This window comes from Bacillus sp. MMSF_3328 (assembly GCF_030733525.1).
GTDB lineage: Bacteria > Bacillota > Bacilli > Bacillales > Cytobacillaceae > Bacillus_AB > Bacillus_AB infantis.
In genome coordinates this window covers 1-16,155 of the sequence record NZ_JASHIV010000019.1, presented here as the reverse complement: position 1 = coordinate 16,155, position 16,155 = coordinate 1, and the positions used below count along the sequence as shown (strand labels likewise).

The following is a 16,155-nucleotide window of genomic DNA, read 5'->3' as shown; positions in this document are numbered from 1 at the left end:
ATCTTTTTTAGCTTAAATCTCATGCTCCGACTGTCCACCGGTTGTGAGACATCCTGTAAATCATATTTCTTATCCCGGAATATTCCTTATTGCTTTTCCTCCGGCCCCATATATTATAATAGAGCTGTGGTACTTGGGGTTTTTACAGGGGTAATATAGATTATTGGAGGCCTTTATGGATAAAAAAGTGCTAGTAGTTGATGATGAACAATCCATTGTCACCCTTTTGGAGTATAACCTGAAACAGGCAGGATATGAGGTAATCACTGCAATGGATGGAGAGTCCGGCAAGGATTTCGCCCTGCAGGAAAGGCCGGATCTGATCGTGCTGGATCTAATGCTGCCAAAGCTCAATGGCATAGAGGTCTGCAAGCAGCTTCGCCAGGAAAAAATACATACACCCATCCTCATGCTGACTGCAAAGGATGATGAATTTGATAAGGTGCTTGGCCTGGAGCTTGGCGCTGATGATTATATGACAAAACCTTTTAGCCCGAGAGAGGTTGTTGCCCGGGTAAAAGCAATCCTGCGCAGGACTCAGCTGACGGCCGGGCAGCAGGAGCAGGCTGAAGAGGATTCTGATTCTATCCGGATAGGCGGGCTGAAGATCTTCCCGGAGCATTATGAGGCATTTTTCTCGGAAGAACTGCTGGAACTGACACCGAAGGAATTTGAACTCCTGCTTTACCTTGCCCAAAATAAAGGCAGGGTGCTGACGAGGGACCAGCTGCTGAGTGCTGTATGGAATTATGATTTCGCAGGCGATACAAGAATCGTGGATGTACATGTCAGCCATCTGCGGGAAAAGATTGAGGAGAATACGAAAAAGCCGGCTTATATAAAAACAATCAGGGGGCTGGGCTATAAACTGGAGGAGCCGAAGGGCTGATGACCAAATTCCGCACAAGGCTTCTTTTTGCCCTGATCACGCTTATCATTGCTGTTTTGGTAGGTTTGGGCCTCCTGCTGGGCCAGCTGTTTAAAAGCTATTATCTTAAGTCATTCGATGAAAGGCTCATCAAGGAAAGTGAGATGCTTTCTACATATATTGAAGACAGCGGGGGGATTGATGCGCTGAGCCAAAAAACCATCCTCGATTTTGGGGAAATGCTGGGTGTCCGTGTCACCATTGTCAATGATGACGGCACCATCCGTTATGACAGCAAAGGTGAAAGAGAAAGCATTGATAGCAGGCATGAAGGGATTATACAGGGAATCCTAAGCAAAACAGGCAGAGATGAGGAGGTCTTCGAGGTTGAAGGCGGCTTTGATCTGCATTATTATTGGAAGCCGATTATCCAGGATGGAGCAAATGAAGGCTATATATTTCTCAGCTCACAGATGACAGAGCTGAAAAAAGCCTACAGGCAGATTTGGTGGATATTGACTGTCAGCCTCGGGCTTGCACTTGCAGTCATCATCCTCCTGGGCTCAAAGATTGCTGCGAGATATACGAAGCCAATTGAATCAGCTACTAACGTCGCCATTGAACTTGCAAAAGGAAATTACCGTGCAAGGACGTATGAGGATAATATAGATGAAACCGGTATGCTCAGCTCCTCGATCAATGTCCTTGCCAGAAATCTGCAGGATATGGTTAAGGCCCAGGAAATGCAGCAGGACCGGCTGGGAACCCTGATTGAAAACATGGGGAGCGGCCTTATTTTAATTGACAGCAGGGGCTATATCAGCCTTGTGAATAAGCCATACTATGAAATCTTCGGCCTGGAGCCTCACGGCTATGTCGGCAATCTTTATTATGAAGTGATTGAACAAAAAGAAATAACCGACCTGGTTGAAGATATCTTCATGACAGAACAGAAAACAAGAAAGCAAATGGTGATCCCGGTTGCAATTGAGCGCAAGCATTTTGAGGTGTATGGAGTCCCGATCATCGGAACGAATGATGTATGGAAAGGTATCCTGCTTGTTTTCCATGATATAACGGAATTAAAAAAGCTCGAACAGATGAGAAAGGACTTTGTCGCTAATGTTTCTCATGAGCTGAAGACACCGATCACCTCTATTAAAGGTTTTTCAGAAACACTGCTTGACGGTGCTATGCATGATCAAGCAGCGTTATCGGCTTTCCTGGACATAATATTGAAAGAAAGCGACCGCCTCCAGTCGCTCATCCAGGATCTGCTGGATCTCTCCAAAACAGAACAGCAGGGGTTCAGGCTTTCTGTCCAGGAGATGGATCTTTCCAGCCTGCTTGGCGAATGCCTGGCGATACTGAATGGAAAAGCAAAGGATAAGGCTATTGATATAGAGTATTCAGATCAATCGGGAAATGGGTGGATCAAGGGAGATCCTCACCGTCTGAAGCAGGTGTTCATCAACCTGCTGACCAATGCCATTACTTATACTCCGCAGGGCGGAAAAATATCCGTATCGCTGGAGGAAAAGGAAGATAAGGTCCAGGTTGAGGTTAAGGATACAGGCATGGGAATTGACCAGGATGAAATTCCCCGGATCTTTGAACGGTTCTACAGGATCGACAAAGCAAGGAGCAGGAATTCCGGAGGCACTGGCCTTGGCCTTGCAATCGTTAAGCATCTCGTTGAGGCCCACAAAGGCAGCATTACGGTTGAAAGTGAAGTGGGGAAGGGGACAACTTTTAAAGTGCAGCTGCACAGGGAAATTTCATAAAATGCGTACATATGGATTTAAGTTTACACATTCTTTACATGGTGTTTATTGTGCCTTAATATTCCATTGATACAATCATTTATGAAAAACCCCTTCATCCAAGGAGCCAAACCAGAAAGACGAAAGCAGACCCCGCTTTCGTCTTTCGCCATTTATTCAGCTTTTTTGTAATCATATTGAAACCTTTCTGTTATACAGCCGTATTAAGAGGCAGAGATAAAAACAGAAAGGGGAGCAGGGGAATGGTCAGTTTAAAAAGGATTTATACGATATTAGGCCTCGCGGTCCTGATTATCATACTGAGCATTGCAGCATTCACGACCTGGTATACAGTCGACGAATCTGAACAGGCTGTCATATTGACATTCGGTGAAGTGGAACAGGGCATCAATGAGCCTGGACTGCATTTTAAAATGCCATGGCCAATTCAATCAGTAGAAAAGCTATCGAAAGAAACCTTCAGCCTTCAATTCGGTTATGAAGAAAAAGATGGGAAGGTAAAGGAACATCCTCAAGATACAAAGATGATTACAGGGGATGAGAACATAGTCCATGCAGACCTTGTGGTGCAATGGAAAATTACAAATCCTGAAAAATTCCTTTTTAATGCTGATAATCCTGAGGAAGTCATGTATGATGCAACTTCTGCCTCATTAAGAAGCATCATAGGCAATTCCAAGATCGATGACGCCTTAACCTCAGGCAAGGCGCAAATCGAAGGGGATGTCAGAGAGATGCTGACTTCTTTGATTGAAAAATATGATATTGGCATATCGATACTGGCAGTCAAACTTCAGGATGTCGAACTTCCCAATGATGAAGTCCGCAAGGCATTCACCAATGTAACAGATGCCCGTGAGACGATGAATACTAAAATAAATGAAGCCAAGAAATATAAGAATAAGAGAATGAATGAGGCAGCCGGTGAAGAGGATGCCATGATTTCCAAGGCAAAAGGAGATAAAACTGCAAGGATCCAGGGAGCGACTGGTGATGTAGCCGTATTCAATAAGCTGTACGCGGAATATAAGAACAGCCCTGATATCACAAGGGAGAGGCTGGTGCTCGAAACGCTTGAGCAGGTTCTTCCCGGTGCTGAAATCTATATCATGAATGATGACGGGAATACCATGAAATATTTCCCGATCAGGCCTCTTGAGAAGGAGCAGCCTAAGGCACCGGCAGAGGAAGGAAGTGAAAGCAATGGATGATCAGAATGTAGTGAATATAAATGAGCGCGGAAACGGGTTTCAATGGCGAAACTATATTAAAGCAGGAATTTTTCTTGTAGTTGTCATCGCAGCACTGATTCTGGTCTTTGCCAACCTCTTTATCGTGAAGGAAGGCGAGTACAGGGTTATCCGCCAGTTTGGAGAAGTAGTCAGGATTGAGAAGGATCCCGGACTCAGCTATAAACTTCCTTTCATCCAGAGTGTCACTTCCCTGCCTAAGTATCAGATGACCTATGATGTCAATGAAGCGGAAATTAATACGAAAGATAAGAAAAGGATCATTATTGATAATTATGCCGTTTGGAGAATCGAGGATCCCAAGAAGCTGATTGCAAATGCCCAGACGATGGAAAAAGCAGAGTCAAGGATGGAAGAATTCATCTACTCGGTGGTAAGGGCAGAGCTTGGAAATTTGGAATATGAGGACATCATCACTGATGAAGAAGCCTCTTCCCGCGGTTCAATCAATGACAGGATCACTGAACAGGTGAATGAGATGCTGTCCAGGGACCAGTATGGGGTCGTTGTGACGGATGTCAGGATGAAAAGGACCGATCTGCCAAGCGAAAATGAGCAGTCTGTATACACAAGGATGATTTCCGAGCGGGATACAAAGGCACAGGAATATCTTTCACAGGGTGATGCGCAAAATAACAGGATTGTAGCAGAAACAGACATGAACGTTAAAGAGATGCTTTCAAAGGCACAGGCTGAAGCAGAAACGATCCGGGCGGAGGGTGAGGCAGAAGCTGCCCGCATCTACAATCAGTCGTTTTCAAAAGATCCTGATTTCTACTCTCTATACAGAACACTTCAATCTTATAAAAAGACGATCAATGGGGAGTCTGTTATTGTGCTTCCTTCCGATTCGCCGTATGCCCGCCTGTTGATGGGGTATACAAACTAGCAGGCAAATAGCTGCGCGCCGTTATTTTTCTTTCTTTATCCAGTCGTGATAAAATGAAAGAAGAATAACGGTTTTTTTTTGTTAAGCTACTTTTCTGCCAGGGTGAGGGTTATTTTGACTGGCTGAAGATGCGGCAGCGCTGAACAAGAGTGCGCTTCCGGGCTTTCAAAGAACTACGCTGCAAGGAGGATGGACCAATGGCTAAAAAGCTTGTATTGATTGATGGAAACAGTATTGCATACAGGGCCTTTTTCGCGCTTCCGCTGCTGAATAATGACAAAGGCATACATACAAATGCAGTTTACGGTTTTACGATGATGCTCATGCGCATCTTGGAGGATGAGGATCCTTCTCATATTCTGGTTGCTTTTGATGCAGGAAAAACAACATTCCGCCATAAAACATTCACTGAATATAAGGGAGGCAGGCAAAAAACTCCGCCGGAGCTGTCTGAACAATTCCCCTTCATCCGTGATCTGCTTGATGCTTATCAAATTCCGCGCTATGAGCTTGAAAATTATGAGGCGGATGATATCATCGGCACACTTTCCCTCCAGGCAGAGCAGGAGGGCTTCGAGGTAAAAGTCATTTCCGGGGATAAGGATTTGACCCAGTTAAGCTCTGAACATACTACCGTCGGAATCACCCGCAAGGGAATAACGGATATAGAAGAATATACTCCGGAACATATCCGGGAAAAATATGGCCTATCGCCTGGCCAGATCATTGATATGAAAGGCCTGATGGGGGACAGCTCAGACAATATCCCAGGGGTGCCCGGTGTAGGAGAGAAAACAGCCATCAAGCTGCTGAAGGAATTTGAAACGCTTGAGAACCTGCTTGGATCCATCGATCGTGTGAGCGGCCAGAAGCTGAAGGAAAAGCTTGAGGAGCACAAAGATCTGGCAGTGATGAGCAAGGAGCTTGCCACCATCACAAGGGAAGCGCCTGTTGAAGTGAAGGTAGAAGATGTGGGCTATTCAGGCTACGACCAGGCCAAAGTCGTTTCCCTTTTCAAAGATCTCGGATTCAACTCGCTACTTGAAAAGATTGGCGGGGAATTACCAGAAGAAACTGCTGCGCCCCTTGAAGATATCCAGTTTGAAACAGCAGAAAACATCCTGGACGATTTATTTGCAGACGAAACTGCTTTTTATGTCGAGATGCTTGAAGAGAATTATCATACCGCCGAAATAGCCGGCTTCTCGGCTGCAAGCGGAAATGGGGTCTATTTTATTCCCGCTGAGCTTGCACTAAGCTCTGAGACCTTTAAGAAATGGGCCGAGGACGAATCTAAAACGAAGATTGTCTATGATGCCAAGCGAACGGAGGTTTCCCTGCGCCATCACGGCATCCACTTAAAAGGAGTGGAGTTTGACCTTCTTATCGCTTCCTATATCATCAATCCGTCAGAATCAATCGAAGACTTTGCTTCTGTTGCCAAACGCCATGGGTACAATGGTGTACAGACGGATGATGCTGTCTACGGGAAAGGTGCGAAAAGAAAGATTCCGGCACAGGAAGAGCTGGCAGGGCATCTTGCCAGAAAAGCTGCAGCCCTGGAAGCCCTTAGGGACAAGCTTGAAGATGAGTTAAAGGAAAACAGGCAGTATGAGCTTTTTTATGATCTGGAAATGCCGCTTTCGCTTATTTTGGCTGATATGGAGTCGCAGGGCGTCAAAGTCGACCTTGAAAGGCTTCAGGCGATGGGAGAACAGATCAATCAGAAGCTGGGCGATATTGAAGAGCGCATCCACGAGCTCGCGGGTGAGGCTTTCAACATTAATTCTCCTAAACAGCTTGGGGTCATCCTCTTTGAAAAGCTCGGCCTGCCTCCTGTCAAAAAGACAAAGACAGGATATTCTACTTCTGCTGATGTTCTGGAAAAGCTGGAAGATAAGCATGAGATCATCAGGGAAATCCTGCAGTACAGGCAGCTCGGCAAACTGCAGTCGACTTATATTGAAGGGCTGCTGAAGGTGACGGACAAGAAAACAGGGAAGGTTCATACCCGCTTTAATCAGGCACTCACACAAACGGGGCGCCTCAGCTCTACGGATCCGAACCTGCAGAATATCCCGATCCGGCTGGAAGAGGGCAGAAAGATCAGGCAGGCATTTGTACCTTCTGAAAAAGGCTGGGTCATTTTTGCAGCCGACTATTCCCAGATCGAGCTAAGGGTCCTTGCGCATATTGCTGGCGATGAAAAGCTGATCGAGGCTTTCCGTGAAGATCAGGATGTCCATACAAAGACAGCTATGGAGGTATTCCATGTTTCAGAAGGCGAAGTGACTTCGAACATGAGGCGCCACGCTAAAGCAGTCAACTTTGGAATTGTATATGGAATAAGCGATTATGGATTGTCGCAAAGCCTGGGGATTACGAGGAAGGAAGCCGGGCAGTTCATCGACCGCTATCTGGAAAGCTATCCCGGAGTCCGCGAGTATATGGACGATATCATCCAGGAGGCGAAACAGAAGGGATATGTTTCGACACTTCTTCACAGAAGAAGATATCTTCCCGAGATTACGAGCCGGAATTTCAATCTAAGGAGCTTCGCAGAGCGGACAGCCATGAATACGCCCATTCAGGGCAGTGCTGCCGATGTTATTAAGAAAGCCATGATTGACATGGCCGATCGGCTTCGGGAAGAAGGACTGCAGTCCCGCCTTCTTTTATCGGTGCACGATGAATTGATCTTTGAGGCGCCTGAGGAAGAAATTGAGATACTAAAGAGAATTGTGCCCGACGTGATGGAAAATACAGTAGATCTGGATGTCCCGCTAAAGGTCGACTTCTCATACGGCCCGACATGGTTTGATGCAAAATAGAAGGAAGAAGCAAGCGCTTGGGTACAGCCGGGCGCTTTCTTCCTTCCCGACAGCCCGGGCTGAAGAAAGAAGAAAGGAGAATGAATCATGCCTGAATTGCCTGAAGTAGAAACAGTCAGGAAAACATTGAAAGAGCTTGTCACCGGCAAAGAAATCGGGCAAGTGTCCATCCATTGGCCGAAGATGATCAAGCAGCCTGGTGAAGCTGAGCAGTTTGCCGATGCGCTTGCCGGACAGACTATCCTGGATGTCGGAAGGCGCGGAAAGTTCTTGATCATTTATACAGACGATTATGCTTTGGTTTCCCATCTCCGCATGGAAGGCAAGTATGCTCTCTATTCAAAAGAAGAGGACAAGGATAAGCATACCCATGTTATCTTCCATTTCACAGACGGTTCTGAACTCCGCTACAGGGATGTAAGGAAGTTCGGGACAATGCACCTGTTTGCCAAGGGAGAGGAGTTTGCGAGTCTGCCCCTTTCCCAGCTGGGGCCTGAGCCGTTTTCGGAAGAATTTACTCCCCAGTTTCTGCAGCAGCGGCTGGCCGACACCAATCGAGCGGTCAAAACTGCCCTTTTAGATCAGAAAGCAGTCGTCGGACTTGGGAATATCTACGTGGATGAGGCGCTTTTCAGAGCAGGCATCCACCCTGAAAGGCTGGCCAGTTCTCTTTCTGATGATGAAATCGGCAGGCTGCATAAGGAGATTGTCGCCACACTTTCTGAAGCAGTTGAGAAGGGGGGCAGCACCATCAGGTCTTATGTGAATTCACAGGGCCAGATCGGCATGTTCCAGCTCGAGCTTTTCGTCTACGGGCGAAAAGGAGAGGAATGCAAAACATGCGGCAGCACACTCGAAAGAATCATCGTCGGCGGGCGGGGCACAGTCTTCTGCCCTGTGTGCCAGGTGAAGTAGAGGGACTTTCGCCCTCCGCATTTCGATTGTCCAGCTGCAGCGGCTAGGGACTCGAGTCATAAGTCACCCAGGAATTAAAGGCAAAGAACGCCTTTTATTCCTGGGCGCCTTATGCTTGTCGTCCCTGGGCAAGCCGCTTCCGCATTTCGATTCAGCTGCGGCTCCTAGGTGCTCGAGTCATAAGCCGCGCAAGAATTAAAGGCAAAGAACGCCTTTTATTCTTGCGCGTCCTATGCTTGTCGGCTCTGGGCAAGCCGCTTCCGCTTTTCTAATAACATTGGATTGGCTTCTTCCATATACTATCCTAGCGATTTACAGGAGGAAGGAGCATGATCCATGGTACACACACTCTCACTTCTTATGCTTGCATTTGCTGTCAGTCTTGACAGTTTCAGTGTTGGCTTGACATATGGGTTAAGGAAAATGAGCATACCCTTAAAGTCGATTTTAATTATTGCCTGCTGTTCGGCTATAACGCTTATAACAGCAATGACCATCGGCCATGTGATCGAGAGTTTTCTGTCACCTCAAGCTGCCGAGAGTCTTGGCGGAATTCTTTTGATTCTCCTTGGAGCCTGGGTCTTGTACCAGTTTTTCCGTCCGGAAAAATCAAAAGATGTTCTTCCCCATGAGAAAACGATTGTCAATTTTGAAATTAAATCATTAGGCCTTGTTATAAACATCCTGCAAAAGCCCATGGCTGCCGATTTTGATAAATCAGGCACGATTACAGGGATTGAAGCATTTATGCTGGGCCTTGCTTTATCTTTGGATGCGTTTGGAGCAGGGATAGGAGCCGCCATGCTGGGATATTCTCCCGGCTATCTGGCCGCTGCGGTGGCTGCGATGAGCTCGCTATTTGTTTTTGCCGGAATGAAAATCGGCACCATTTTCAGCCACAGCAGCTGGGTGCAGCGCTTTTCTTTTATTCCTGGGCTTTTGCTGATTGTCATCGGAATCTGGAAAATATAACGAGTCCGGAAAGGACAGAATATGCCGTTAGTAATAGGATTGACTGGAGGCATCGCCAGCGGGAAAAGCACCGTATCCTCCATGCTGATAGAAAAAGGGGTTACGGTCATTGATGCAGATTTGGAAGCACGGCTTGCAGTGGAAAAGGGAGAAGAAGCATATAACGGTATTGTCAGCCGCTTTGGAACCGGGATTCTGCAGCCTGATGGAGAAATTGACCGGGCAAAGCTCGGGGCCATCATTTTTCATAATGAAGAGGAACGGCTGGCTCTTAATGCGATTGTCCATCCTGCAGTCCGCAAGAGAATGCTGGAAAAAAAAGAGCAGGCCATCCAAAAAGGGGAGCAGCTAGTAGTGCTGGATATACCGCTGCTGTTCGAAAGCAAGCTGGAACATTTGGCAGATAAGACATTGCTTGTTTATACAGATGGGGAAACTCAGCTGAGGCGCCTGATGAACCGTAATTCATTAAGTGAAAAAGAAGCGGAGGCCCGAATCAATTCTCAAATGCCTCTTACTGAAAAAGTCAGGCTGGCAGATGCGGTTATTAATAATAATGGCACCATTGAGGAGACGAAGGAGCAGTTATCCGGGCTGCTTGATCTATGGCTGCCGGAGGAAAAGGGGAAGAGCTGATGCCTTCCTCTTTTTTATGTTTAAAAAACAAAACATTTATAGTATGTGCTTTGTTATTTCCGTTCATAAAAGGCTTAAAGCTGACTATATTGAACTGAAGTCTAAAAATGTTATTCTGAATAATTAGACTTTTTGAAAATGTTCACAATCAGGAGCACAAAAGGTTTTATATATGTTATACTAATAGCAAGGGTAAACAACATAAGTATAACACTTATTCGGAAGGGGCCGTATAATGATGGCGAGAATAGCGATTAATGGTTTTGGAAGGATCGGAAGAATGGTGTTCAGAAAGGCAATTATGGAGGAAAACCTTGAAATTGCAGCAATCAACGCCAGCTATCCTGCTGAAACTCTGGCTCATTTAATTAAATATGATACGAATCACGGGATGTTTGAAGGCGAAGTGATTCCTGAAAATAATGCAATTGTCGTAAATGGGAAGCGCATCAGGCTGCTGGCAAGCAGAGATCCCCTTGAACTCCCATGGAGGGACCTGGAGATTGATATTGTTATAGAAGCAACAGGCAAATTCAATTCCCGCGAAAAAGCAGCGCTCCATTTAGAGGCAGGAGCTAAAAAGGTTATACTCACTGCTCCGGGTAAAAATGAGGATGTCACCATTGTGATGGGAGTAAATGAAAGCGCATTAAATATTTATGAGCATGACATCATTTCTAACGCATCATGCACAACAAATTGCCTTGCGCCCGTCGCAAAGGTGCTTGATGAAAAATTCGGGATCGAAAATGGACTGATGACGACTGTCCATGCTTACACAAACGATCAGAAAAATATCGACAATCCGCATAAGGACCTGCGCCGCGCACGGGCATGCGGACAATCGATCATTCCGACATCGACAGGCGCTGCCAAAGCCCTTTCCCTAGTGCTGCCCCAGCTGAAGGGCAAGCTTCACGGAATGGCCCTCCGTGTCCCGACGCCAAATGTATCGCTGGTTGACCTTGTGGTGGACCTGAATAAAGAAGTGACTGCCGAGGAAATCAACGATGCCTTTGAAGCTGCAGCCAGAGGAAGCATGAGGGGCGTCCTGGATATTACAGAAGAGCCGCTCGTATCTGTCGACTTTAATACCAATGAACACTCTGCCATCATAGACGGCCTCTCAACCATGGTCATCGGCCCCAACAAAGTAAAAGTGCTCGCCTGGTATGACAACGAATGGGGCTACTCCTGCCGAGTCGTCGACCTCGTCAACTTCGTTGCCGGAAAAATGGCAAAACTAACAGAAGTAAAAGCAGGCTGACACACCGGAAAATTGTAAGCCAATGCTTGTTTATTAAAGCACGCTGAATTTAGACATAAGGGGTACGGAAGAATTCTTCCGTACCCTGTTTTTATTTTTTATTTTTTATTTTTTTGTATTATGATTTTGCCTTTTAAAATTTCCAAAACCAGTTGATTGCAGTGGAAGGCACGAAGACTCCTGCGGGATTGCAGCGGCAAAGCTGAGACCCCGCAAGAGCTTGCTCTGAGGAGGCTCAGCGCCGCCCCGCGGAAAGCGAAGTGCCTGGAACGGAAATCAACACTCCATTATTAGAGGATAGTCCTTTAAGTAAACCAGTTTTGTCCTGATTTATTTCAATGGTTGACCATCTAATGATGAGGAAAATAGCCATCTAAAAAAATCAAAAACTCCTGTTGCAAAAAAAATATAAACAAAGTATACTATTCCTCGTGAACTTCTTGAATTTTGGCAGTGATGGCTACTTAAAGGGTTAGGACCTCTCTGGACTAACTTTCCCCCGTGGTAGTTGTTGGCCAGTAAAAATGAAGAAGCTCATTAATTCGTTTGTATTTTTAAAAAGGGGGAAATTTGAATATGGAAACAATGGGCCGTCATGTTATTTCAGAGCTATGGGGCTGCGATTTTGAAAAGTTGAATGATATGGAATTTATTGAGCAGACATTTGTAGGGGCTGCATTAAAGTCTGGTGCAGAAATCCGCGAAGTCGCATTCCACAAGTTTGCGCCGCAGGGTGTAAGCGGAGTGGTAATCATTTCCGAGTCTCATTTAACTATCCACAGCTTCCCGGAGCATGGCTATGCAAGCATTGATGTATACACATGCGGAGATCTTGATCCTAACATTGCTGCAGACTATATTGCGGAAGAGTTAGGCGCTCAAACGCGTGAGAATATCGAAATTCCTCGCGGCATGGGTCCTGTTCAAGTTAAGCAAGCTCAAGCAAACGCACTATAAAAATGACAAACTGATAAACTGACAAATCAAAGGGGTGTATCCGTACACCTCTTTTTATATTGGCCGGAAGAAAGGGCAGGCAGCATGATCTTCTATAAAGATTAGATACTTTTTTCAGCTATGGCAGCTGTACAGCCCCAGCTCCTGCCCCTCAAGATCACAAGACGCTGCCGCAGGACGCAGCGTCCCGTTTTTGACAAGGCGCTGGCGCTTTTCTTGTGTTAAAATAGAGAAAAGTGATAACTCGGAGGATGAATGAATGTCAATTTTTCGGACAGTTTTCGGCCGCTTTCAAAAACAGTGTGAAACAAGCGAAAGCCATCGGGATGAGAATCTGCGCACAAGATACTATAAGGCCAGCTTTAATAAGGCTTTTGAAACCGCGGAAAACGTTCTGCGGAAGGACCCCAGCGTGAAAATGATCAGCTCTGCCAAAGAGCATGGAGAAATGGCTGCGGAAATTACCCGCGGCAAAAAGTACTTTGCCATTATCACCATTGTGTCTGTAAGAGGAATGGAGTCTGCCATTGATGTAAATATATCGACTGAGCAATTTTCTCCTGCGGGAGCATTACCTTCCCTGAAAAAGGAAATCACAGGTTTCTACAGCAGACTGGATAAAGAACTTACATATCTTGGTTCCGGCAGGAATGCTGAATAGCGGAAGCTTGTACAGCTGATGTGTTTTTTATATGATAGAAACAGAATGGCCTTCGTGCAGAGAAACGGCCAGCAAGTACATGAATGAGGATACGGAGCTGATTGTATGAAATGCCCTTCATGCCAGAATAACAATACACGCGTCCTTGATTCCCGTCCGGTCGATGACGGCCGTTCCATTCGCAGAAGGCGGGAGTGCGAGAAATGTGGCTATCGCTTCACCACATTCGAGAAGGTGGAGGAAATTCCGCTCATTGTCGTAAAGAAGGAAGGCACACGCGAGGAGTTCAGCCGCGATAAGATGCTGAGGGGCCTGATCAAGGCCTGCGAAAAACGTCCTGTTGCCCTTAAGGAGCTTGAAGAAGTGACATCTGAAGTGGAGAAGGAGCTTCGCAGCCAGGGGGTTTCTGAAATAAAAAGCGAATTTATCGGTGAAATGGTCATGGACAGACTGGCCAAAATCGATGAGGTTGCTTATGTCAGGTTTGCCTCTGTTTACCGTCAATTCAAGGATATCAATGTATTTATCGATGAGTTGAAAGAATTAATCAAAAAAGAACAATGATCTTTTGGAAGTGATGCATTGAGGTGCCTCCAGCCAGAGCCGAGCTAAAGACTGTCTTTGGCTCTTTTTTGGCTGGTTTCCTGAAGATCGTAGAAAGGTTGGCAGCTATGGCCCAGCATTGGCAAGAAATGCTTCCGATTGACCGCTATGCAGTGGCCGCGAGCGGTCTTTTGCATGATTATGACAGAAAAGTTCTGACTTTGTTGTATCAGCCCTTAATCGGGGCGGCCTGCCTCAGTCTATATATGACGTTATGGGCTGAACTGGAGGAAAACAGGCTCTGGTCTCAATCTAACAGCCATCACAGCTTGATGAATTTCATGGGGATGAACTTAAAGGAAATTTATGAAGCAAGACTGAAGCTTGAAGGAATTGGTCTTTTGAAGGCTTTTGTGAAAAATGAGGAGGGCAGCCGCTCTTTTATATACGAACTGCAGCCGCCGCTGAGTCCGGAGCAGTTTTTCCTGGATGGGATGCTTAACATTTATCTATACCGCAAAATCGGCAAAAATCAGTTTCTGAGGCTCAAGCGCTTTTTCTGTGACCATGATTCCGGCGTGATGCAGGGTTATGATGAAGTGACTAAAGCCTTTCAGGATGTATATGAGTCAGGCCATCCTGCAGCTTTCTCCCCTGACCAGGATACAGGAAGGGATCTGTCTCTTGAAGAGGGATTTACCTTCATAGGGAGAACAAGCCCTGAAGAGATAAAAATCGGAGGTTCATCCTTTGATTTTGAGCTGCTGGCAGCGGGGTTGAATGAATCTCTTCTCCCCAAGTCGGCCCTGACCCCGAAGGTCCGGGAAGCCATCAGCAACCTGTCCTTCCTTTATGGGATTGATGCCCTGCAGATGAAAAACATCCTGATTAGTGCAATGACGGAAGATAATGATATCAATATTGAAGAACTGCGGAAATCGGCACGTGACTGGTATCAATTTGAGCATCAGGACCAGCTGCCTTCCCTGATAGACCGGATTCAGCCAGGCATCCATCAGGTTCAAGCCGCTGAGCCGAAAACACAGGAAGAAGAATTGATCAGATATATGGAGATCACTTCCCCGCGCCAGCTGTTAAAGGATATTTCCGGCGGGGCAGATCCCTCTAAAGGTGATCTGCAAATTATTGAGGACGTTATGTTTCAGCAGAAACTGCATCCAGGCGTTGCTAATGTTCTCATTCAGTATGTTATGCTAAAAACAGATATGAAGCTGACGAAAGCATATGTAGAGAAGATTGCCGGGCATTGGGCAAGAAAACAGATTAAAACGGTTAAAGAAGCTATGATGCTGGCCAAGAATGAACACCGCCAGTATCTGGAGTGGGCAGAAGGCAAAAAGGCGAAGCCTGCTTCAGCGAAAAAGCCGATCAGAAAAGAAGCATTGCCTGACTGGTTTGATGAGCAGCAGGAAGAGCAGCCGCAAAAAGCAGCTGCCGCCAATGACTCAGAATATGAGGCAAAAAGGCGGGCCTTAGAGGAAAGGCTTAAAAAGTATCGGAAATAAGGAGGTGGCAGCATGGAAAGAATCAATGAGACATTGAAAAAACTTGCAGGTAATGAAAGCTTTCAAAAGAGGTACGAGCAGCAAAAGAAGGAAGTTTTCTCCCATCCTGATGTAAAAGCTTTTTTGCAGGAGCACCGCGCAGAAATTACAGCTGAAATGGCAGAAAGGAGCATGATCAAGCTTTCGGAGTATGCCCAGCAGAGCAAGGAATGCAGAGAGTGCCCAAGCCTTGGGGAATGCAAGAATATGATGCAGGGATATCATCCTGAACTGGTCATCAGGCGGGGGATCATTGATGTCCAATACAACCGCTGCCCGCGCAAGGTGATTCATGATGAACGGAAGAAAAATGAGAAGCTGATCCGGAGCCTGTATATCCCAAAAGAGATTGTCAACGCCTCCTTCGCTGATGTTTACCTGGATACAAGACTGGATGCGGTGGATAAAGCGGAAAGCTTCGTCGAAAATTACCAGCCCGGGACAAGGCAGAAGGGGCTGTATTTCTATGGGAAGTTCGGAGTCGGCAAATCATTTCTGCTTGGTGCAATTGCCAATGAGCTTGCCAAGAAGAAGATTTCGTCCATGATCGTCTATGTCCCGGAGCTTTTAAGGGAAATGAAAAGCAGCATCGGAGATTCGACCTTAAATGAAAAGCTTGAGGCCATCAAGCGCGAGCCGATCCTGATGCTCGATGATATTGGCGCCGAAACGATGTCCAGCTGGACAAGGGATGAGGTATTAGGACCGATCCTGCAGTTCAGGATGCTGGAGAACCTGCCAACCTTCTTTACGTCCAATTTTGATATGCAGGGGCTGGAGCATCATCTGACCTACAGTCAGCGCGGTGAAGAAGAAAAAATGAAAGCGCGCCGGATCATGGAGCGCATCCGCTACCTGTCTGAGCCTGTCCTGGTTGACGGTCCGAACCGCCGTGTATAAGGAATGAATCTGAAAACTGCCTTGGGAAAGGCAGTTTTTATTTGTGTGCCGGGCATGTTCATCAACTAGGCGGTGCAAGTCCGCTATGGGCGTTGGGATATGCGAACCATTAGCTGA

The 16,155-nt window shown here is 46.3% G+C and carries 14 protein-coding genes; all 14 read left to right on the top strand.

The window, feature by feature from the left end; translation table 11 throughout:
* Positions 1–175: 175 nt before the first annotated feature.
* A complete protein-coding gene (locus tag RBB45_RS21380; protein WP_009791363.1) occupies positions 176–889 on the top strand; it encodes a response regulator transcription factor in 714 nt (237 codons plus the stop codon).
* Positions 889–2,652, top strand: coding sequence for a two-component system histidine kinase PnpS (gene pnpS, locus RBB45_RS21375; protein ID WP_009791364.1), 1,764 nt, complete (start codon positions 889–891; stop codon positions 2,650–2,652). Before RBB45_RS21380 ends, pnpS begins: the two co-directional genes overlap by 1 nt.
* 242 nt (positions 2,653–2,894) lie before the next feature.
* Positions 2,895–3,863 carry an FtsH protease activity modulator HflK gene (hflK, locus tag RBB45_RS21370; protein WP_022544265.1) on the top strand — a complete coding sequence of 323 codons (969 nt, stop codon included), beginning with the start codon at positions 2,895–2,897 and terminating at the stop codon, positions 3,861–3,863.
* On the top strand, positions 3,856–4,791 hold the full coding sequence (gene hflC, locus RBB45_RS21365) for a protease modulator HflC (protein WP_009791366.1): 936 nt from the start codon (positions 3,856–3,858) through the stop codon (positions 4,789–4,791). Before hflK ends, hflC begins: the two co-directional genes overlap by 8 nt.
* A gap of 197 nt (positions 4,792–4,988) precedes the next feature.
* Positions 4,989–7,622, top strand: a complete 2,634-nt coding sequence (polA, locus tag RBB45_RS21360; RefSeq protein ID WP_094766915.1) for a DNA polymerase I — start codon at positions 4,989–4,991, stop codon at positions 7,620–7,622.
* 87 nt (positions 7,623–7,709) lie between these two features.
* Positions 7,710–8,537 carry a DNA-formamidopyrimidine glycosylase gene (gene mutM / locus RBB45_RS21355; RefSeq protein WP_306010324.1) on the top strand — a complete coding sequence of 276 codons (828 nt, stop codon included), beginning with the start codon at positions 7,710–7,712 and terminating at the stop codon, positions 8,535–8,537.
* 336 nt (positions 8,538–8,873) lie between these two features.
* Complete coding sequence (gene ytaF, locus RBB45_RS21350) at positions 8,874–9,509, top strand: sporulation membrane protein YtaF (RefSeq protein WP_022544264.1); 636 nt, start codon at positions 8,874–8,876, stop codon at positions 9,507–9,509.
* 21 nt (positions 9,510–9,530) lie between these two features.
* On the top strand, positions 9,531–10,145 hold the full coding sequence (gene coaE, locus RBB45_RS21345; RefSeq protein ID WP_094766917.1) for a dephospho-CoA kinase: 615 nt from the start codon (positions 9,531–9,533) through the stop codon (positions 10,143–10,145).
* Positions 10,146–10,380: 235 nt separating this feature from the next.
* A complete protein-coding gene (locus RBB45_RS21340) occupies positions 10,381–11,412 on the top strand; it encodes a glyceraldehyde-3-phosphate dehydrogenase (RefSeq protein ID WP_009791373.1) in 1,032 nt (343 codons plus the stop codon).
* Positions 11,413–11,988: 576 nt separating this feature from the next.
* On the top strand, positions 11,989–12,369 hold the full coding sequence (gene speD / locus RBB45_RS21335) for an adenosylmethionine decarboxylase (RefSeq protein ID WP_009791374.1): 381 nt from the start codon (positions 11,989–11,991) through the stop codon (positions 12,367–12,369).
* Positions 12,370–12,628: 259 nt separating this feature from the next.
* Entirely contained in the window at positions 12,629–13,030 is a 402-nt protein-coding gene (locus tag RBB45_RS21330; RefSeq protein ID WP_009791375.1) for a hypothetical protein, read from the top strand.
* A gap of 105 nt (positions 13,031–13,135) precedes the next feature.
* On the top strand, positions 13,136–13,594 hold the full coding sequence (gene nrdR / locus RBB45_RS21325; protein ID WP_009791377.1) for a transcriptional regulator NrdR: 459 nt from the start codon (positions 13,136–13,138) through the stop codon (positions 13,592–13,594).
* Positions 13,595–13,701: 107 nt separating this feature from the next.
* Positions 13,702–15,099, top strand: a complete 1,398-nt coding sequence (locus RBB45_RS21320) for a replication initiation and membrane attachment family protein (RefSeq protein WP_035401185.1) — start codon at positions 13,702–13,704, stop codon at positions 15,097–15,099.
* A 12-nt stretch (positions 15,100–15,111) separates the two neighbouring features.
* A complete protein-coding gene (gene dnaI / locus RBB45_RS21315; RefSeq protein ID WP_009791379.1) occupies positions 15,112–16,038 on the top strand; it encodes a primosomal protein DnaI in 927 nt (308 codons plus the stop codon).
* Positions 16,039–16,155: the final 117 nt, after the last annotated feature.